Origin of the sequence: Phocaeicola fibrisolvens (genome assembly GCF_025567125.1) — a bacterium.
Classification (GTDB): domain Bacteria; phylum Bacteroidota; class Bacteroidia; order Bacteroidales; family Bacteroidaceae; genus Phocaeicola; species Phocaeicola fibrisolvens.
This window is the reverse complement of sequence record NZ_JAOQJI010000008.1, coordinates 48,678-70,721: the sequence shown is the minus strand read 5'-3', so window position 1 is coordinate 70,721 and position 22,044 is coordinate 48,678. Positions and strand designations below refer to the sequence as shown.

Here is a 22,044-nt window from a genome sequence, read left to right as displayed (position 1 = left end):
TTAAAATTTAAAGCTCAAGCTAAATCCAATATTACGTAATGCAGGCATCATGAAATAATCAATTCCTTGATAGAAATTATCTGTAGAAGCCACAGTCTCAGGATCAAATGGAGCCTTATTATAAATCATCCATAGATTACGTCCGATAATAGAGACCTTGATATCACAGATATCTCTCAACATTTTACGAGGAAAAGTATAGCTCAAAGAAGCTTCTTGCAAACGTACATTTGTAGCAGAGTAAGTATAATACTGAGGAATAGCTGTTCCAGCCCCAATAGTACTATACCATGTTTCTGGACTCACACGATCATTTCCATTCACAACTACATAACCTAAATCACGAGCCTTTGCAGAAGCCTCAGACACACCATAATAATCAAGCATGGCCTGTGTTCTTGAATAAACAACTCCACCCAAACGAGCTGTTACCAAAAATCCTAAATTAAAGCCTTTCCAAGAAAAATTATTACGCCAAGCCAAATTACCATCAGGAAGAACACTTCCTAATTTTATATACTGATTGGGATCCTGAATAGTTTCTGTCGCTAATTTTCCCTCTCTATCAGTATAAATCGCTCCATTACTATCTCTCTTTAAATCAATCAATGAGTAAATATCGCCCATTGTTCCTCCTTCTTTCAATAAGAATCTTGTTTCTCCTAAACCTCCCATATTCAAGGTTGACAAAGAAAAGATCTCACCCGTAACAGGATTTATCGCATTGTCAGCAAGTTCTATAATTTTGTTCTTATTCATTGAATAAGTAATGCCTGTATCCCATGTAAAATCTCTCCACGTATTCTTATATCCCAAAGAAAGCTCAATTCCTTGATTCCTTACAGCACCTGTTTGAATATACATTGCAGACCACCCACTAACCGGCAACTGTGGATTAAAGGTTTGATTCATGGTTTTCGCATTATAATAGGTAACATCTAAATCAAAATGTTTCAAGAAACGTAATGTCAAACCAACCTCAAACGACTGAGTACGTTCAGGTTTCAAATTATACAACGGATACTGAGTAGTTATACTCCATGAGTTATTAACCCACTCATAATGAGGATTAGCAATATAACGTTCAAATGGATTACCCACAGAAGCCCACGAACCACGAATTTTCATATAAGAAAGATAGTCGTGATTCAAGTTTGGCATTAATTCTGAAAGAACCACAGATGCACCCACTGAAGGATAAAAGAATGAACTACTTTCTGAATTTGGACCAGCCAATTGAGAAGGCCAATCATTACGCCCAGTTAATGTCAAATAATATGTACTCTTATAACCTAACTCGGCAGAAGCAAACAACGATTGAGTCTGCTCACGCCATCCCTCTTGTAAACGAGTACTTTTACTTGGACTCAGATTCTGTACAGCAAAGAAATTCGTATAACCCACCGGCTCATCACCAAAAGCCTCACTACCATCTGCTATAGGACCACGTACTTTTAAGGCATCAGATCGCATATCAGAAAATGATCCACCAAAATTAGCTTGTAAACTCCAGTCCGTTCCAAATGTTTTATTAATATTCACAAGAAAGTCTGCATACAGTTGCTTTTCTTGTGTACGAGTTATACCATATAAACCTCTGCTAGATTGTTCCGTTAACTGAGTGTTAGTTGATGCATAAAATTTTTCTGTATAATCATTATTTGAATTATCCAAACGTACACGGCCACTCACACTTAACCAATCAAGTATCTGATAACTTAATCCAGCACTTAACATATAGCGGTCCTTCTTATTATTACGCAAATTACGATAATTAATCCAATATGGATTTTGCATAGCCATCGCTTCATCTCCAACCGGCCAATACTGTGTATAAATCTTACGAGCCGAATCATAGCGTTCATACATCGTTATATCTTCCCAATCGTTTCCTCTTGGATACAAATAAGCTCCCACCAATGGATTATTATAGGTTCCCTGGTTAGTCATGTTTTGATCATTCTGCAAAATGTAGCTAGCACTGACATCCAGCTTCATCTTATCATTCAAGAATGAAGTAGTGTTACGCACTGTGAAATTATAACGATTATATTTATTATTTGGAATAATACCTTTTGAATTTACTGCTGCTGCAGATGCATATGTCTGATTTTTTTCCGTTCCAGTAGACAATGAGACGCTTTCAGTTCCAATGATTCCCATCTGGAAATAATCGTCAGCCGGATTATAGCCATAATAATTCGCCTCTGTCAAATGTGCTCCCCAACTACGTGCACTAGTCGAACTATATATTCCATCTGAACCTGTTCCATATCTAGTCTGAAAACGAGGCATTACAAATGGAGATGTAAATTCCGTGTTACTGTTAACTGTAATACTCAATTTACCTTCTTTCCCTTTTTTTGTGGTAATGACAATAGCTCCATTGGCGGCATCCGAACCATACAAAGCTGCCGCTGCCGCACCTGTCAAAACAGACATTGATTCAATATCTTCTGGATTAATATCAGCAATCGGCTCTGTGGCACCCTGAGAATCAAATTCTGTACCACCTTTATTACTTCGACCTGAGAAAATAGGAACTCCATCAATCACATAAAGTGCATTGGAAGACTGCATAATGGATTTTGTACCACGCATTACTACTTTTGAAACGCCACCAACTCCAGAAGAGGAGGCATTAATATTCACACCTGCAACCTTACCACTCAAAGAGTTGACAAAGTTAACATCTTTATTTCCGGTAATATCATCCGCATTGACTTGCTGTACGTTATAAGACAAAGCCTTTTCAGAACGCTTAATTCCCAACGCAGTGACAACAACTTCTTCAAGCACTTCTGTATCCTCACTCAAAGACAAATTCAGCATCGGTTTATTGGCAACAAGTTCAATAGACTTATAGCCTACATAAGAAAACTGAAGCACGGCATTGGGATTAGACAGACTCAAACTATAGTTTCCATCAAAATCTGTAATTGTACCATTGGTAGTACCTTTTTCTAAAACCGTAACTCCAATCAAAGGCTCTCCTTTTAAATCAGTAATCTTACCAGATACAGTTTTTTGCTGTTGCGTCGAACGGGGCTCCGTTGTTTTTTCCTTTGACGTCCTGGACAAATAGACTACATTATCGTCAATCCTGTAGGTTATTCCCTTTCCACTCAGCGCTTTATCAAGCACATTGGTCAAAGATGAATTAGAAACTTTCAATGAAGTCACAGGAATAGCCGCAAGCTCATCATCATAAAAGAAACGATAATTTGACTGGGCTTTAATTTGCCTTATCACCGTCCCTAAATTGGAATTGGATAAAGAGAGGGTAAACTGAGCAAACGAGACCTGAAACGGCGGTACTGCCAATGCAGCAATCAATAACGCTCTGAGAAGTTTTCTCGAACCAAGTAACGAATTCTTGTTCGAAATGCTTTTCTTTTTAAGGTTAAACATCATAGTATTTCTTGTTTTGGTTTTACATGCATATAACAATTACACCTACTCAAAATACTTACTCTTTCTTCATTTTTTTTACGCTTTATGCCCTTTCTTTCTTCTAAAATCTTTTCCAATAAAAATCAGCATTGTCACCAAGTTCCTAAAACCTTGCAACAATGCTGATTGAAACCTTATAAAAAAACTTATTTATAAAAAATCAATGTTCCGGCCTTTACTAACTCAGCGTGATTAATTCTGTAATTACATTTTTTCCCACCAAGTTCTATTTTTTGTATGTACCCTTCCGGTGAGCCACTTTCCTTCTTTTCAATGATCAATTTATCCTTTCCATAAAAATCAGGATTCAGACGGATGGTAATCCGGTCGAAAGTCGGGTCGGTCAGCGTGTATTCCGGTACGCCCGGACAATCGGGATAAAGGCCCATCATGCTGAATACGGCCCAGGCTGACATGGTACCGGCATCGTCGTTTCCGGGAATACCGTCAGGTTTGGGAGTGAAATACTTGGCCAACAGTTCACGCACCGTTTTCTGGGTACGCCATTCTTCGCCCTTGAAGTAGCTGAACAGGTAAGGATAAGCTATGTCCGGTTCATTGGCCGGATCGTAATAGCCTTTGTCGAATACCATCTGCAGCTTGTCGACAAACTTTTTCTGTCCGCCCATCAATCGGGCCAGCCCTTTTACATCGTGAGGCACATAAAAGGTGTAGTTCCAGGAATTCCCTTCATGGAAGCCCGGGCTAGGTTCAAAGTTCTGTCCTTGCAGTGGGTCGAACGGAGAATAGAACGTGCCATCGGGCAAGATGGGACGAAGAGTACCAAACTCCTTGCAATAATAATGCTTATAGCCCATGGAGCGCTTGTAGAACAAGTCGGCATCGGCTTTCTTTCCCAAGCTCTTGGCCAGTGTGTACAGGGCATAATCGGCAATGTAATATTCCAGCGCATGCGACACGGAATTGTCGAACTGCTCCATCAAAGGTACATACCCCTTGCTCATATAGTCGTCGTTGTCTGGGCGCATCAAATTGTCCTTTCCAGGCAGGGTGGCCGACTTCCGCATGGCTTCGTAAGCAGTTTCCATGTCGAAATCACGCAAACCTTTCATCCACGTGTCCACAATGACCGGCAGACTGGGGTCACCTTCCATGGTGAGGGTTTCCCGTCCGTAGAGTTCCCACTTGGGCAGCCAACCATGTTCTTTGTACATGTCAATCATGGTACGCACCATATCAATCTGACGCTCCGGATACACCAGTGTCATCAACTGATGCAGGTTGCGGTACGTGTCCCACAACGAATACACCGTATAGCGGTTGTTTTTCGTGGTCTTGGTTTCTCCCGTTTCCATTGCCGGATATTCTCCGTTCACATCCTGCAAGATGTTCGGATGAATCAAGGTGTGATACAAGGCCGTGTAGAACACAGTTTTCTGTGCCTTCGTACCCCCTTCCACAGTGATGCGGCTCAGGTCGTCGTTCCACTTGTTACGGGCACTGGCATGGATTTCATCGAAACCGGCTCCATGCTGCTCGGCTTCCAGATTCTGACGGGCATTCTCCATGCTGACAAAAGAAACACCCACAGCCACTTCTATCTGTTCGTTTTCTTCCGTGTCGAAGGTGAACCAGGCACCGATGTCGTCGCCAGCCAAATCACGGTCGTACTGCGTGTACAACTTGTATTTTCCGTTGTCTTTGTCCCATTCGGCCTCTATGCCGTTCATCTTACGCTGGAATTTCCAATACCCTGTCTGTTGCGGAGCCTTGTTGATTCGCATCACGAAATAAATGGGAAAGACAGCCTGCGGATTATAACAGAAAGTGCCCAACAGTTTCATGCCTTCTATCTCCCGGTCGTTCACCCGGCGCAGATAGGCCCCCGACTCATTGGTCAGTCCCTCTCCCAGGTTCATCAGGATGTGGCTCTTTCCTTTCGGAAAAGTGAAACGGGTCAATCCTGTCCGCAGGGTAGAAGTAGCTTCCACTTTCACTTTGTATTTTGTCAGTTGCAGGCTATAGTATCCCGGTGAAGCGGTTTCCTTTTCATACTTGCTGCCATAGTGATGATAATCCACATCCAGTTCCCCGGTGGTAGGCATCAACAGCAAAGACCCCAATTCGGGACATCCCACCCCACTCAGATTGACATGAGACAATCCCGTAAAATAGCTGTTCGTATAGTCGTAGGGCGTAGACCACCAGCGGGCATCCTTGTCATACTTGTTGTCTGTCGAACCCATCACATTGAACGGAACGACCGACATCAAGCCGTTCGGACACACAGCTCCCGGATTACACGTACCGAAATTAGTGGTTCCGATAAACGGGTCGACATAATCTACTGGTTCCTGGGCTTGTACACATAGCCCCACAAACAAAAAATTCAGACATGCAATTAGTTTTTTCATAGGCTTAGAAAATAAAAGGCTATCCCCTGGTCTGAAGACTATGGGGACTGCCTGTCATAATTTATGTTTACACAATAGAAGTACGTTTTACAAAATCAATGATTTCAGAGATATAGCCGAAAGCCATTCCAACCACTGTATCTGCCGCACCGTAATACACTGCTACTCTTTCCCCGTCCTGAAGAGCTGCACACGGAAACACCACATTGGGCACATCGCCCTGCAGTTCATAAGGAGCTGCAGGAGCCAGCAGATAATCGCGGGTGCGATAAAGCACCTTTTCCGGATGGTCCTTATCCAGAATAGCAGCTCCCATGGAGTAGCGGAAACCGTTGCAGGTGGTGATGACACCATGATAGAACATCAGCCAGCCCTCTTCGGTCAAGAATGGTACGGAACCGGCTCCAATCTTCGTACACTGCCAGGCGCTCTCCGGGAAGGGTGTCACTTTCATCACACAGCGGTGCTCACCCCAGTATTTCATGTCGGGACTGTAGCTGATATAGATATCCCCGAAAGGAGTATGCCCGTTGTCGCTCGGACGGCTCAACATGGCATATTTACCGTTGATCTTCTGCGGGAAAAGCACACCGTTGCGGTTGAAAGGCAAGAAAGCATTCTCACACTGATAGAATTCCTTGAAATCGAAGGTATAGCCGATGCCGATGGTAGGGCCGTGATAACCGTTGCACCATGTAATCCAATAACGGTCTTCAATCCAAGTGACACGGGGGTCGTATTTGTATTCCGACTCAATCATATCGGTATTTCCGGGTTGGAACTTAATCGGTTCGTGATTGATTTCCCAGTGGATACCGTCCTTGCTGAAACCTGCAAAGATATTCATCTGCACGGCCCGGTTATCGCAACGGAACACACCTGCAAACCCATCCTTGAAAGGGACTACCGCACTATTGAAAATACTGTTCGATGTAGGTATCTGGTACCGTCCAATGACCGGATTCTTGGAATACCGCCACATCACTTCCTTACAATCAGCCGGGCGCTCTTCCCAAGGCATTACAAAATTCTTTTCCATATTCTATATTTTTATAATTAATTTATATATTCTCGTTCACCTTTTATCAAATTTCCAGCATTATCATACTTAAACGGAATGAAATAAGTAATCAAGAAAGCAGGGATGGTGGCTATGAGTACAAAGATAAAAAAAGGTTCGTATCCTCCAGGTTTATCAAACCAGTTTCCTAGACTCTCACATACCCATCCGCTCAGCATTCCGGGAATCATTACACCAAAATTCATAATACCTGAAGCAAAAGCATAATGAGCCATCTGATGCTTGCCCGGTGCAACCTGCTGCATCATAAACAAAGTTAGACCGACAAAGCCAAAACCGTATCCAAAATATTCAAACACAATCCCTGAGCATATAACCCAACCACTTTCCGGCTGTAAATAAGCAAACAAGGCATACACAACAAAAGGAAGGTTGAAAATGCAGCACAAAGTAAACAAGGTGTTTTTCAATCCCCTACGTGCAATGTAATATCCTGCCAGCAAAGATCCTAAAACAAATGCGGCAGCCCCATAGGTTCCATAATAAAGACCTATTTCTTTTTCATTGAGCCCCAGCCCTCCCATCGTACGATCTGCCTTCAAAAAAAGAGGCACAATTTTCATGACGAAACCTTCGGCAAAACGATATAAGATGATAAAACAGATATAATACACAATATGCGTCTTACGAAAGAAATCCATCAACACCTGTCCCAGTTCTTTCAAGACCTCTTTATTGTTTCTTTCTATCTTTTTTACTTTTACATTCTGAGTAGAAGGCAATGCAAAATAGTGATAGATTCCCAAAAGTATCATAGTCCCCGACAATATCAGCAGAATAATCATCCAAGCTTTCTTGCTGGCTTCCAAAGAACCTGCCTCCGCATTCGCTTCAATGAGGTATCCTGCAAGATATACCAAGCCTCCCGTAGCTATGATTTTAGCGATATTATAAAAAGCTCCTTGCCATCCTATAAATTTTGCCTGGTCTTCATTGGAAAGTTCACTCATATATACTCCGTCACAAGCGATGTCATGAGTGGCTCCACTGAAAGCGATTACAGCCAGCAAAGCAATTGATACACTGAAGAAATGGGAAAGGCCCAATGAAAATGCAACCAACCCAAATGTGACTCCTGTAACCAATTGAGTCACTACTACAAAAAATTTCTTTGTGCGGAACAATTCCAAAAAGGGACTCCACAAAGGTTTCAATGTCCAAGGCAAAAGAATCAATGAAGTCCAAAAGGTTATCAATTTGTCATCCACTTCCAGGCCCTTGAACATCAATACGGTAACCATATTCAATACCACAAAAGGAAGTCCCATGGCAAAATAAGCCGTAGGAACCCATGATATCGGTGATTTTTTTCTTGTATGATTCATATCAGATTATTTTTTAAGGTTTTTTCTTTCAATTGAGAAGGAATAAGGGACGTCGTCCATTTGTATTCCTCTTTCATAGTTAGGAACAGATGACATCTGAAAATCAATTGTTCCCCCTTGCATCAAATCGGAATGTGTTACATAGTTTCGGGTATATTCCTTTTTATTATATTCCATCCTATGAATATACATATTTTCCGAAGAGTTTTCATTTGCATAGATACACACATTCTTTCCATTTTCCAAATGTAATACCGCTTTTTTAAACAAAGGAGTTCCTAGAACGTATTGTTCTGTCCCTGGACAAACGGGATAGAATCCCAATGCAGAAAACACATACCATGCAGATGTCTGGCCATTATCTTCGTCACCGCAATATCCATCGGGGGTAGCCGAATAAAGTGTATCCATCACCTTTCTCAGCCAATATTGTGCCTTCCAGGGCTGACGGGCATAGTTATATAAATAAATCATGTGTTGGATAGGTTGATTGCCATGTGCATAATTGCCCATGTTCATCACGGTCATCTCACGAATTTCATGAATGACCTGCCCATAGTAGCTGTCATCAAACACAGGAGGAACCGAAAATACAGAATCCAACATTGTCACAAAGTTGGTTTCTCCTCCCATCAGGTCGATCAGCCCCTGCGGATCATGAAATACCGACCACGAATAATGCCAACTATTTCCTTCGGTAAAGGCATCCCCCCATTTTAAAGGAGAAAAAGGCTCCATGAATTTTCCATCCTTATTCTTACCGCGCATCAGATAGGTTTCTTTGTCAAACAAGTGCCGGTAATTCATCGCACGCTTTGCATACAGTTCTATTTCTTTTTTCGGACGTTTCAACGCTTTTGCCAGCTGGTAAATACACCAGTCATCGTAGGCATATTCTAAAGTACGAGCTGCATTCTCATTGATTTTCACATCATAGGGTACATATCCCAAGGTATTGTAATACTCATAACCTAACCGACCCGTAGAAGAAACCTGTGGATGTACACTATTGGCACCATGCAACAAGCCTTGATACAAAGTGGCAACGTCGTCCACCTTCACGCCTTTCAAATATGCATCGACCAATACAGAAGCTGAATTATTTCCTATCATACAACCTCGGTGTCCTGGACTTGCCCATTCAGGGAAAAAACCGCTTTCCTTGTAGGCATTCATCAATCCCTCCTGGATTTCTTTATTGACAGAAGGATACACCAAGTTTAATAAAGGAAACAAACACCTGAATGTATCCCAGAAACCTGTATCTGTATACATATATCCCGGCAACACTTTTCCATTATAAGGACTGTAATGTACGATTTCTCCTGAGGCATTTACTTCATAGAATTTTCTCGGGAACAACAACGAACGATAAAGACAAGAATAGAACGTGCGATATTGGTCCACCGTTCCTCCATCCACTTCAATTCTTCCCAACACTTCATTCCAAGACTGTCTTCCTTTCGCAACCAAAGTATCAAAGTCATCCTCACCCAGTTCATTCAGATTCAACAACGCTTGCTCCAGACTGATGAAAGAAGAAGCTACACGAGCATGTACAATTTCTCCTTTATGCGTACTAAACCCTATAATAGCGCCACAATGGTCTGCTTGAAGTTCACATACGTTTTCAGCTACAACCGTATCTGCAGCGGTGGCCATATAAGTAAATGGCTTGTCAAACTCCACCACAAAATAGTTTTTGAAATTATCCGGTACACCACCGCTATTCCTAGTGGTGTATCCCACAATCCGATTATGCTCCTTATCTATTTTTACATAAGGTGCTTCTTTGAAATTTCCTTTATGGAACGCGTCCACGACCACATAGGAATGACGATTCTCCGGAAACGTAAAACGAAACATCGCTGCTCGCTCAGTAGGAGTGACTTCTGCCAATACATCATGATCCGCCAGATAAACCTTATAATAGTAGGACTTGGCTTCTTCAGCCTTATGTGAAAACCAACTTGCCCGCTTTCCTTCTTCAAAAACCGGAGCACCAGTTATCGGCATGATGGAAAACTGACCATAATCATTCATCCATGGGCTGGGCTGATGAGTCTGCTTAAAGCCACAAATACGGTTGGCTGTATACGTATATTGCCAACCGTCGCCCATCTTTCCTGTCTGTGGAGTCCAAAAATTCATTCCCCACGGACGGGCTATTGCGGGATAAGTGTTCCCCGCAGACAGTTCAAAAGTAGACTGAGTGCCTACCAAAGGATTGACAAATTCCGTATAATCTTTCGAAAAGACAGGCAACAAACCTGCACATAACAATATAAAACACAGTATATTTTTCATCATATTATAAATTTAAGGATCTTTATTCTCAGTTATTGTATTGCCCAACTTGCACCTTATTGTCCCCATGTAGAGGGAACATCGGTCATTACAAATTCCAAGATTCCTCCTTTCATGATGTCCCCATGAGTAAGAAATGGAGTATGCAACGGATGCTGGTTTAAAGTAGCCGACTTTATATATTTATTCTTCACCGAATTATTCTTTGTTTTAATCACAAAACGCTTTCCATCTGCCAACTTGATGACTGTTTTATCAAACAAAGGCCTGCCAATAGAATACACAGGCTTTCCCGGACAGACCTGATAAAAGCCCATTGCATTCAAAACATACCACGCCGACATCTGACCACAATCTTCATTGCCAGTCAGTCCATCCGGAGCGTTACGATACAGATTACGGCAGACATAATCTGCCAACTCTTGGGTTCTCCAAGGTCTTCCTGCATAATTATATAAATGAATGACATGATGACTGGGTTCATTCTCATGTGCATATTGCCCAATCAATCCTGTGACATCCGCAGAAATCAGATTTCCTTCCATAGTAGAATCTACAGTAAACAATGAATCCAGTTTTTCAACAAAAGCTTGCTGTCCTCCCATCAAATCAATTAAACCTTCTATATCATGAGGCACAAACCAAGTCCATTGCCAAGCTGTCCCTTCACAATAGTCATCATTACTGTGATTCGAAAATCTAGGATTGAAAGGGGTATGCCATTCTCCTTCTGAATCCAATCCACGCATAAATCGGGTAACAGGATCGAAGTAGAGTTTATAAGCTTTCGCATATCTGTTATATTTTTCATAATTTCTGAAATCACTATCTGCTTCAGCCAAAATAGAAATGCAAAAATCATCATACGCATACTCCAAGGCCTTCGCCACTGATTCATTCTCTCTGTCACAAGGTATATATCCAATTTTATTCTTATAATATTTTGACATAGGCATTAAACAAGGTAACACCGAAGAAGGACATTGTATACCGGTCGTATCATATTCTGCTGCCCTCAAACAAGCCCCATAGGCCTCATCCAAATCAAAATCTGCATAGCCTTTCACATAAGCATCGGCAAGCAATGAGACAGCATGATAACCAATCATCGTTCCCGTATAATTGGATGCCAAATCCCACATCGGAAGAATGCCTCCTTCACGGTTTTTTAATAACAACGAATTTATGAACTGATTGTTCAATTTAGGAGCAATAATTGACAAAAGTGGATGAAGTGCCCTGAACGTATTCCACAAAGAGAAATTAGTATAAACAGGTTCTTCCACACGACCTTGGTGCACCTTAAGGTCCATACCTAAATAACGTCCATCTGTATCTGTACACAAGTTTGGACTGATTGCCGTATGATACAAGGCCGTATAAAACTTTGTTTTCTCATCTTTGTCTGTAGTTGTTATTTCCACTTTCGACAAATAATTATTCCATGCAGAGTAAGCTTCCGATTTCACTTTCTCAAAATTCCAGTCAGGGATTTCTGCATTTACATTGTTTTTTGCTCCTTCTATATCCACCGCAGAAATTCCGACCTTCACCATTACTTGCTCATCTTTCGCCGTTGCAAATTGCAAAAGCGCTTTGCAACGTGGAAAAGACTGTCCATTCCTGTCTGTCAATGTATCCGAAACGATTGTGTAACTAAATGGTTTTGAAAATTTAGCATAAAAATAAATCTTCTGATTGGAAGCCCAATATTGCGTTTCTTTACTTCCACACAATTCTGTATCACTAAGTACATTCAATGCCATGTCAAGATTTTTCTGCCGTTGTATGGAATAATCCATATCCACGATAAACCCAGAATGTGCATGAGAAGGAAAAGTATACCGATGTATGGCTGCCCGTGGAGTAGCCGACAATTCCGCCTTGACATGATAACGATCAAGCCAAACGGAATAATAACCAGGAACAGCCGTCTCATTTTTATGTGAAAAAGAAGATGCGTAAGGTAATTGCTGACTATTCAGTTCTTGTTCTTCATACATTTGTTCTCCTACAGTCGGCATAATCAGCACATCGCCATAATCTGCACAACCTGTTCCACTGAGATGTGTATGAGAAAAGCCATTCACCGTAGAATCCGCATAATGATAACCCGCACAGGCATCCCATCCGTCAATCCGGGTATCAGGCCCAGGCTGTATCATACCATGAGGAACCACAGGACCCGGAAAAGTATGCCCATGTCCACCCGTACCAATGAAGAGATTGACCCATCGGGCATAGTCCTCTGTCTTGGTTATCACATTTTGATGCTGACATCCGAACAAGGTCAAAACACAGCAGCACACAGTCAGCATATTCTTTATTTTCATATTATCTCGTGGATATAAATATGGTGTTATTATGGATTTTATAATCTATATGGATGGTTTCCTTCAGAATATCCAAAACTTCTGTAATACTTTTCTTCCGACCTAGTACCCCTGAATATGTCACTGTTTTATCAATATCCGGCGACAAGATGAACTGCACATCATACAATTCTTCCAAAATAGAAGTGATACGGAAGATATTAGCATTGTCAAGCGGAATCAGGTTATCATGCCACACAGCATCGATTCCTGCATCCGTTGCAAAAACCTTCATTTGTCTGGTAGCTGCATTCAATTCCACCCTTTGTCCTGGCGACAACAGTATCATGCCTTCCCCCTTATTTCCACGAGCCCTTATCTCACCTTCGAGCAAAGAAGCCTCTGCTACACGACACCCCGTACGGTTTTTAAAATTAAACTTAGTCCCCAATACCTCAATCTGCATTGTCCGACCTTCCACAATAAAAGGCATCTGCTTATTCTTGGAAACTTCAAAGTAAGCTTCTCCGTCAAGTTCAAGCATTCTTTTTTTCCCTAAAAAACGTTTGGGATACTTTAATGCTGTATTCTCGTTCAGCCATACTTTTGTACCATCCTCCAGCACAATATTTTTGGTTTCCCCAGACGCCGTCTGCACAAACTTCCATTCTTCATGAGGGGCTATAAAGTACCAAAACGCAAAAGACGAAATAGCCAGTAAAGCCACAATCATTGCCGCATAACGGAAAACATACCGCATTTTCAACACCTTCTTGTGTTTGTCACTTTCTCTTTCAAGGCGTTTCAGCAGTTTCTCTTCCGCCGTTCTCATATTCGGTTGCTTGAATTTTCCTAGAAAATAAAGTTCTTCCCAACGAAAAAAAACTTTTTCATTCTCTTTCGAACGAGTAATCCACTTTATAATATCTTGCCGCTCGTCATCCGAACAGTTTCCATCCAAAAAATCTTTTATTTTATTATAAGTCACTTGGTCCATACCTTTTTACCTTACTATGTTTCTCATATATAGAAACAATTCAACAAAACAAAACACTTACTTGCACGACAAAGATCAGTAAGCCAAATCGGTCATTTCAAACTCCAACACTCCTCCAGCCATTATCTCTGCATGCGTAATATAACTCCGATGAAGCTGTTTCCCATTCAACTTAACGGATTTCACGTAACATTTTTCTCGCGTAACGTCCTTTGCCAGAATCTTAAAAGTTTTTCCTCCAGGTAGATTCACCTTTACTTCCGGAAACAAAGGAGTTCCCAGCTCGTATTCACAGGATACCGGATTTACCGGATAAAAACCCATGGCAGAAAATACATACCAGGCAGACATTTGGCCACAGTCCTCATTTCCACACAAACCGTCAGGAGCATTCCGATATAAATCATGCACAATTTCAGTGATATATTTCTGTGTTTTATATGGCTTATCTACAAGATTATACAAATAAGCTACATGATGACTGGGTTCATTACCATGGGCATATTGACCTATCATTCCTGTACTAAAAATAGGCAATTTGTCTTTCGCTGCATGCAAGGTAAACATGCTGTCTAATTTTTCTTCAAATCTGCTTTTTCCTCCACACAATTCAATCAGCCCTTTCATATCATGCTGCACCGACCAAAAGTACTGCCATCCATTACTTTCAGTTATAGAAGGAATATAGTCTTCCGCATTAAAATCTTTCAAGAAACTTCCGTCTGAAGCCCTCGGCTGCATGAACGATGTAGTCGGGTTATATACATTCCGATAATTCTGCGAACGGGCATAAAATGTTTCCGCAAGCTTTTTCTCACCCATCTTTTCTGCCATTCGTGCAATACAATAATCATCATAGGCATATTCCAGTGTTTTAGATAAAGACCAGTTTTCACTGTTGTATGCATCTGTCAGGTCATAAGGAATATATCCTTTTTCCTTATAGACTCCAATCCCTCTATAATTGTCCATATTGGCGGTATGCACACATGCTTCCAACGCTTTTTGAGGATCAAAATCTCCGATCCCCTTCAAGTAAGCTTCTGCAATTACCGATACCGCATGATACCCAATCATCATATCTGTTTCACTGCCATAAAAGTTCCATACTGGAAGCCGACCATTTTGTTCATAAAATGCAATGAATGATTTCACCATATCATTCACTCGGGCTGGCTGAATTAAAGTAAATAAAGGATGCTGTGCCCGATAAGTATCCCATAAGGAAAATGTGCTATAATTCACCCATCCTTCTTTCGTATGTATTTTTCCATCAGGCCCATAATAACGTCCATCTACATCATCATATATTGTAGGTGCCAACATACTATGGTAAAGCGCCGTATAAAAGACCGTTCTGTCATTCTCATCTCCTTCAGGGACCTCCACTTTCCCTAATTCCTCGTTCCATGATTCCTTCGCTTTTTTCAAATACGTCTCAAAATCATCCATCCGGGCCTCCTTTCTCCAATTTTTCTCAGCACCTTCCATACTGACTCCTGAAATCGCAGTTTTTAACAACAACTGCTCTCCTTTCGTAGTGGTATAATCCAACCTGACGACATAACCCGTACCAATCCGATGACCTTCTTTACTTATTGCAACTGTATCCATTTGAATACTTTTAAAAGGCTTCGAAATTGTAGTATAAAAATAAATCTTCTGATTTCTAGCCCAACCATTGGAATAACGATATCCTCTCAATGTCATGGAATCAACAACCTCTACATAAGAATCCAACGTTTCATCCCAATTCATAGCCTTACTCAGATTCAAAAATATAGCAGATTCAGCAGCAGGAAATGTATACCGCTGAATGCCACAACGAGGAGTAGCCGTAAGCTCTACATTGATATTATAATCCTCCAGCCAAACCTGATAGTAGCCTGCAAATGCCTTTTCGTTCTTATGAGAAAACTTAGAATATATCCCCAAAGGCGCATCTGCTTCTTTATACGGAACAGTGACCGGCATGAAAGATATGTCATACAAATCTCCGGCGCCTGTACCAGATAAATGCGTATGACTAAAACCGGCAATAGTACTGTCTGGATAATAATATCCGGCAATCCGGTCCCAACCTGGAAGTCCATTGTCCGGACTTAGTTGCACCATGCCAAATGGGAACTGTGCACCAGGATAGGTATTCCCCGTAAAATCCGTACCAATAAAAGGATTTACAAGACAGGAATAATCTACCTCTTTTCTTTGTTCAGATGAAGTACAGGCAGCCAAAGCCATTATAAAAAACAATATGCCCAAATTTAGCGTTCTCATAATTTTAAAATATAAACCGTCCTATTTAAGGGAAAACAGTCATGAAAACAAAAACACTTAGCATCAAATTAGAAATTTCTCAAAATATACTATAAAAAAACGAAAAAACAATAATAGTTTTAAATTTATAGAACTATTTAGAGAATTATTAATTAATATACTACTTTTGTAAGGCATCATTTTATGTTCGGCAATTAATGGAAGAGAATTTTAAAGACATCTACATTTCTTTATTTCGCAAATATTATCCAAGCTTACTTTTTTACGCCACACGTCTCGTTGGGGAAGAAGAAGCCGAAGATATTGTCCAAGATGTGTTTGCTGAACTATGGAAACGAAAAGAAAGCATTGAAGTTGGTGAACAAATCCATGCTTTACTATATCGTTCAGTATATACAAAGGCCTTAAATCTGTTGAAGCACAGGTCTGTTGTAGACCATTACTGCACAATGGAAGAAGAACTGCACAGCCACCGCTTGGAGTTCTATCAGCCAGACAATTCTGAGGTGATAAAAATGATTGAAAACAAAGAGTTGCATGCAGAAATCCACACAGCAATCAGTGAACTTCCTGACAAATGCCAAAAAATCTTCAAACTAAGCTATCTGCATGAACTGAAAAATAAAGAAATAGCAGACATCATGGGAGTTTCTTTACGAACAGTAGAAGCTCACATGTACAAGGCTTTAAAATTTTTGAGAAAACGATTAGAATATCTCAGTATGTTCCTTTGTCTGATTCTTTTTAAAATTTTATAAAGCAAAGAGCCGATTCTTATCTATGCAAAACCGGCCCTTACTTTTATTTTGTCCTGTATTATGATTTTTTCATATTAGCTTCCTGCAAGCCATAATGTTTCTTTGCATCTTCAGCACGCAGCAACAAAGATATTACTATCGCACAAACTCCAAAGATAGCAAAAATTACCATCGGAGCTGTATAATCATAACCTGTAATGACGCCAGCCTCATTACGAAGCGTAGCCCAATGTTCAATTACCCAGCCAATCAGCCAAGGAACCATCGTTAAACCAATGTTCTGAATATAAAAAATAATAGCATAAGCAGAACCAAGTTGTTTCATCGGAATGATTTTAGGCACAGAAGGCCACATGGCACTAGGAACCAGAGAAAATGCAATCCCTAGCACAATCATCACCACTACGGCAAACCACCAATAATTCATGATAGGAAGTGCAAAAAGCACATGCACTGCTGTCAGCATAACTGATCCGATAATCATCAGCGTAGCTCCACGGCCAATACGGTCGTACAATGATCCGAATACAGGCGTAAGCAGAATCGTACCAAAAGGCAACAAGGCAGGAATCAGTCCTGCAAAAGACTCCGGCACATCATATTTAAAAATCATCAGTTTAGTCGCAAACTTCAAGAAAGGAAATACTCCTGCATAAAACATCAGGCAAAGCAAATTAATCAACCAAAAGCCTCTGCTGCAAAAAATCTGCTTCAAATCAGACATTTTAAATCCATCCTCTTTTTTCTTGCCACTTTCCATACGAATTGCTTCAGCCGACGCATCTTCTTTGCGGTCCATCATGCAATAAACCAAATACGAACCAAATCCCACACACAACAGAATGGCGCCAAACAACACCGGATAAGATACATTTCCCATCATACGGGCCACCGGCAAACTGACAGCCAATGCCAATGCCGTACCAATACGTGCCATGGCTACCTGAAGCCCCATAGCCAATGCCAGTTCCTTACCTGCAAACCACTTGACAATCACCTTTGAAACAGTAATTCCGGTAATTTCTGCACCCATACCAAATATCGCAAATCCAGCTGAAGCCAATACTACCTGCATATTCATACCAAACAACTGTGCTCCTCCAAAATCCGTAGCAAGGGCATACCATTTTATAAGAGCTCCTGCGAACATCAACCCTGAAGACATGATACCGGTGAAACGAATTCCCATCTTATCCAGAATCACTCCCCCAAAGAACAACATCAGCAAAAAGACATTAATCAAACCATAAGCTCCAGAAAAGAATCCATATTCCGTACTTGACCAGCCTTCTCCACGAGCAACCGAACTAATGGTCTTCTCTACCGGGACCTGTTTTCCGCCTATCGCCTCGCAATACTGCAGCTTCGCACCCGTTTCCAGTTTTTCTACTGTAAGATCAGGCTCAGAAAGCATCTCTGCTGCCGAAAACAGTCGTACCTTCGCAATCAAACTATCTGCCGGCATAGAAGTATCATCTGTAAAATACACCACTCTTCCTTTTGTTGTCAACAGATTTTCCAAAGGCGACATCACATCTGTCAAGAAATAACCACACATCATTGTAAATGAGACGATGAATAACGCCGTCCAACGCGCTGCTTTCGAATCGCTCAACCTCTTCTGAATCTTTTCTTTCATCCTATTGTTTATTTAATCATTAATTTCTCACAAAAAACGACGCAAAGATACGATTTTTTTACACTTTTCTTTCATAATCCAAAATAACTTCTAACTTTGTAACAAATTGTAATAACTAAAAAGACAATACAGATTAAATATTAACCCAAAACTGAAGCAGATATGAGAAAATTCAAAATTTCTGTTGCATGCCTGATTCTGAGCAGCAGCATTATATGTTCTTCATGTATAGGTTCCTTCGGATTATGGAGCAGTCTGAAAGACTGGAACAACAGCATCGGTAACAAGTTTGTCAATGAAATCGTGTTCCTTGCTTTCCATATAGTACCTGTTTATGAAGTTGCTTATCTGGCAGATATCATCGTACTGAACTCCATTGAGTTCTGGTCTGGAGCAAACCCATTAGCCGACAATGTTGGTTCCGTAAAAAGCGTAAAAGGTGAAAACGGAGAATATCTCGTACGCATCAATGAAGACGGTTATACCATCCTCAAAAAAGGAGAAGAAGACAAACCGCTCAACCTGATTTACAACAAAGAAAAGAATACATGGAATGCTTCTGCAGAAGGACAAACTTTTGAGCTGATCACCATGAACGAAGACGGGACCATCACATTTAAGCAGCAGGACGGAACTTCTACAACTGTATCTCCCGACCTGCAAGGCATGATTGCTGCACGTCAGGCGAACAGCCAGTCTGCATTTGCTACACGCTAACATTTATTCATCATACAACAAAAGAGGCCGTAACTGATTTGTACGGCCTTTTTTATGCTATAATGTGATAGGCTTTCCCTCCCCAACGCAACTATGACAGCTTGATTTGTGTCAGATTGTCCACATTCTGTCTTCTTGTCACCGAATAATGTTTTCCTTAGTTTAAAAACAAGCCTCTTAGTTAAACAGAAATTAAAATCCGAATCCTTTTGGGTACACCTACACAAAACAGGTACAGGTTTTGCACTCTCCTAAGTGGATCGCGGAAGCGAAAGCAGAAACCCTCCACAAGAAAAAAATGATAAATAAAGAACTTAATGATAGGAGATTACAACTATGATGCCGACTAGAAAAAATTACAATCAGAACTGGTTACCAAGTATCTTTAATGATTTCTTTGATAACGACTGGATGGTAAAGGCCAACAGTACTGCTCCTGCAATCAACGTAATTGAAAGCGAGAAAGAGTACAAAGTTGAATTGGCAGCTCCCGGCATGACAAAAAATGACTTCCATGTACAGCTGGCTGACGACAACACACTTACCATCTCAATGGAAAAGAAAAATGAGAACAAAGACGAGAACAAGAAATACTTGCGCCGCGAATTCTCTTATAGCAAATTCGAACAATCTATGATTATCCCTGATGACGTAGAAAAAGAAAAAATCAATGCTTCCGTAAACGACGGTGTATTGACTATTGATCTGCCCAAGAAGATGAACGAAGAAAAAGCACAAGCTAGTAAGGTTATCGAAGTCAAATAAACATAAGACCTTCTAATAAAAAACTCCGCTCCTTTTAAGGAGAAGCGGAGTTTTTTTATATATCATTTATATCACTCCTTTATCTGAATCAACAGATTTGCTAGAATCGCGGTCAAACCTCCCGTCGTTATTCCTGAAGAAAATATGTTACGCAATGTATCCGGAAGCTGACATAATATATCCGGTACAAGTTCCACACTCAAACCAAACGAGAAACTCAGTGCCATGACCAATGTAGCCTTACGGTCAATTTTCTGTGAAGAAATAATTCGGATACCCGCAGCAGCTACCGTACCAAACATTAACAAGGTAGCCCCTCCTAATACCGGCTCAGGCATTAATGAAAATACCAACCCGACTGCGGGAAACAATCCCAGTAAAATAAGGAAACCTGCAATAAAATATCCCACATAACGGCTGGCCACTCCAGTCAATTGAATCATACCGTTATTCTGAGCAAAAATGGAATTTGGAAAAGAATTGAAAAAGCCTGCCAGCATGGAATTAAATCCATCAGCCAGAATACCACCCGACGCACGCTTGACGAAAGTCTCCCCTTCCACAGGTTCTCCAGAAATCAAAGAGTTTGCAGTAATATCTCCATAAGCCTCAATGGCTGTAATCAGATAGACCAAAGCCAACCCGATAATAGCTGAAATATCAAACGATATACCGTATCGGAAGGGAATGGGAATATTAACCCCCCCATAACTTTGTACTGCCGAAAAATCGACCATTCCCAAAGCCCAGGCCAGTACATATCCCACAACCAGTCCGATAACAATCGAACTCATTCGTAAATAACGATTGGAACTGCGGTTAAAGAAAATAATCAAAACCAGTACCAAAGCGGCCAGTCCTATATGATGGAAAGCTCCAAACGTTCCATCTGCCTGAGCAGCTGCTCCACCCCCACACGCCGATATACCGACTTTTATCAGACTCATGCCAATCAATGTCACCACAATACCCGAAACCAATGGAGTAATTACCCGACGTGTATATTTCAGAATCCGGCTAATCAGCATCTCTACCGATGAAGCGACGATACAAGCTCCGAATATGGCACTGAGCCCTCCTGTCAGCCCGGCAGAAATAATCGGACCGATGAAAGAGAAACTGGTTCCTTGTATACACAGCAATCCACAACCAATTGGACCAACTCGCCGACATTGAATAAAAGTAGATATTCCAGACGCAAAAAGTGCCATGGAAACCAAAAAACCGGTAGTTTCCAAATCCAGTTTCAATGCTCCTGCAATAATCAACGGAGGGGTTATAATCGCTACAAAAATAGCAAGCAGATGCTGCAGAGCCGCAAAAATAGCATCTTTCAAAGGCGGACGATCATTCAGCCCGTAAATAAGCCCGGCACTCTGGGCTCCATTCTGTTGTTCTTGTTCCATCCAAAAATCAATCTTTTATTTTGATTTGACAATTGTCCAAACTTTCAATAATGGCCAATGATTCCACATGAATTCCCTGTTCTCTCAGATAATCTCCTCCATGCTGGAAAGACTTTTCAATTAAAAATCCCATACCTACCAGTTCTGCATTGGCTTTTGCAACCAAATCAATAATGCCTTTGGCTGCATTTCCGTTTGCCAGGAAATCATCAATAAACAACACTTTGTCGCCAGGGCACAAGTAATCCTTGCTGACACACACATCATACGTACGGCCTTTCGTAAAAGAATACACTGTAGTCGTCAACATATTCTCCATGGTGCTAGGTTGTTTCTTTTTTGCAAATACCACCGGAAGCTCCAACAAGTAGCCCACCATGATAGCAGGTGCAATACCACTGGCCTCTATGGTCAGAATTTTGTTGATTTTCGTACTGGCAAATCTACGTACAAACTCTACCGCCATCGACTTCATCAGGATAGGATCCATCTGATGATTAATAAAATTATCGACTTTGAGGATTCCTCCTTCAAAGCATTTTCCATCACGAATGATGCGTTCCTTGAGTGCTTTCATTTTATTAACGAACTTGAAATTGATTGTTGTCCTATTTAAGGGCGCAAAGTTACAT

Annotated in this window: 14 protein-coding genes; 3 read left to right on the top strand and 11 right to left on the bottom strand. The window is 41.0% G+C overall.

Going from position 1 to position 22,044, the window contains the following annotated elements; translation table 11 throughout:
* From OCV81_RS05295 to OCV81_RS05260, 8 genes are all read right to left on the bottom strand, one after another.
* Entirely contained in the window at nucleotides 1-3,411 is a 3,411-nt protein-coding gene (locus tag OCV81_RS05295) for a SusC/RagA family TonB-linked outer membrane protein (RefSeq protein WP_148329085.1), read from the bottom strand.
* Between the two features lie 188 nt (nucleotides 3,412-3,599).
* Nucleotides 3,600-5,828 carry a GH92 family glycosyl hydrolase gene (locus OCV81_RS05290; RefSeq protein ID WP_148329022.1) on the bottom strand — a complete coding sequence of 743 codons (2,229 nt, stop codon included), beginning with the start codon at nucleotides 5,826-5,828 and terminating at the stop codon, nucleotides 3,600-3,602.
* Nucleotides 5,829-5,895: 67 nt separating this feature from the next.
* Nucleotides 5,896-6,867 carry a glycoside hydrolase family 130 protein gene (locus OCV81_RS05285; protein WP_148329020.1) on the bottom strand — a complete coding sequence of 324 codons (972 nt, stop codon included), beginning with the start codon at nucleotides 6,865-6,867 and terminating at the stop codon, nucleotides 5,896-5,898.
* 17 nt (nucleotides 6,868-6,884) lie between these two features.
* Nucleotides 6,885-8,234, bottom strand: a complete 1,350-nt coding sequence (locus OCV81_RS05280; protein WP_148329018.1) for an MFS transporter — start codon at nucleotides 8,232-8,234, stop codon at nucleotides 6,885-6,887.
* Nucleotides 8,235-8,240: 6 nt separating this feature from the next.
* Nucleotides 8,241-10,541 carry a GH92 family glycosyl hydrolase gene (locus OCV81_RS05275; protein WP_148329083.1) on the bottom strand — a complete coding sequence of 767 codons (2,301 nt, stop codon included), beginning with the start codon at nucleotides 10,539-10,541 and terminating at the stop codon, nucleotides 8,241-8,243.
* Nucleotides 10,542-10,597: 56 nt separating this feature from the next.
* Entirely contained in the window at nucleotides 10,598-12,874 is a 2,277-nt protein-coding gene (locus OCV81_RS05270) for a GH92 family glycosyl hydrolase (protein WP_148329016.1), read from the bottom strand.
* 1 nt (nucleotide 12,875) lies between these two features.
* Nucleotides 12,876-13,685 (bottom strand): FecR family protein, encoded by an 810-nt coding sequence (locus tag OCV81_RS05265; RefSeq protein ID WP_239464745.1) that lies wholly within the window; start codon nucleotides 13,683-13,685, stop codon nucleotides 12,876-12,878.
* A gap of 240 nt (nucleotides 13,686-13,925) precedes the next feature.
* Nucleotides 13,926-16,127 (bottom strand): GH92 family glycosyl hydrolase, encoded by a 2,202-nt coding sequence (locus tag OCV81_RS05260; RefSeq protein WP_148329012.1) that lies wholly within the window; start codon nucleotides 16,125-16,127, stop codon nucleotides 13,926-13,928.
* A gap of 197 nt (nucleotides 16,128-16,324) precedes the next feature.
* On the opposite strand from OCV81_RS05260, the gene OCV81_RS05255 reads away from it, so the two are divergent.
* Nucleotides 16,325-16,885 carry an RNA polymerase sigma-70 factor gene (locus tag OCV81_RS05255; RefSeq protein WP_148329010.1) on the top strand — a complete coding sequence of 187 codons (561 nt, stop codon included), beginning with the start codon at nucleotides 16,325-16,327 and terminating at the stop codon, nucleotides 16,883-16,885.
* Nucleotides 16,886-16,943: 58 nt separating this feature from the next.
* Here the strand turns inward: OCV81_RS05255 and OCV81_RS05250 are convergent, their stop codons facing one another.
* A complete protein-coding gene (locus OCV81_RS05250; RefSeq protein ID WP_262640150.1) occupies nucleotides 16,944-18,524 on the bottom strand; it encodes an MFS transporter in 1,581 nt (526 codons plus the stop codon).
* A gap of 162 nt (nucleotides 18,525-18,686) precedes the next feature.
* On the opposite strand from OCV81_RS05250, the gene OCV81_RS05245 reads away from it, so the two are divergent.
* Together OCV81_RS05245 and OCV81_RS05240 are read left to right on the top strand one after the other, a co-directional pair.
* Entirely contained in the window at nucleotides 18,687-19,241 is a 555-nt protein-coding gene (locus OCV81_RS05245) for a DUF3332 domain-containing protein (RefSeq protein WP_148329008.1), read from the top strand.
* 336 nt (nucleotides 19,242-19,577) lie between these two features.
* Nucleotides 19,578-20,006, top strand: a complete 429-nt coding sequence (locus tag OCV81_RS05240) for an Hsp20/alpha crystallin family protein (protein ID WP_022354634.1) — start codon at nucleotides 19,578-19,580, stop codon at nucleotides 20,004-20,006.
* 71 nt (nucleotides 20,007-20,077) lie between these two features.
* On the opposite strand, the gene OCV81_RS05235 is transcribed toward OCV81_RS05240, so the two are convergent.
* Together OCV81_RS05235 and xpt are read right to left on the bottom strand one after the other, a co-directional pair.
* Complete coding sequence (locus tag OCV81_RS05235; RefSeq protein ID WP_148329006.1) at nucleotides 20,078-21,412, bottom strand: nucleobase:cation symporter-2 family protein; 1,335 nt, start codon at nucleotides 21,410-21,412, stop codon at nucleotides 20,078-20,080.
* Between the two features lie 7 nt (nucleotides 21,413-21,419).
* Complete coding sequence (xpt, locus tag OCV81_RS05230; protein WP_022354636.1) at nucleotides 21,420-21,989, bottom strand: xanthine phosphoribosyltransferase; 570 nt, start codon at nucleotides 21,987-21,989, stop codon at nucleotides 21,420-21,422.
* Nucleotides 21,990-22,044 lie beyond the last annotated feature (55 nt).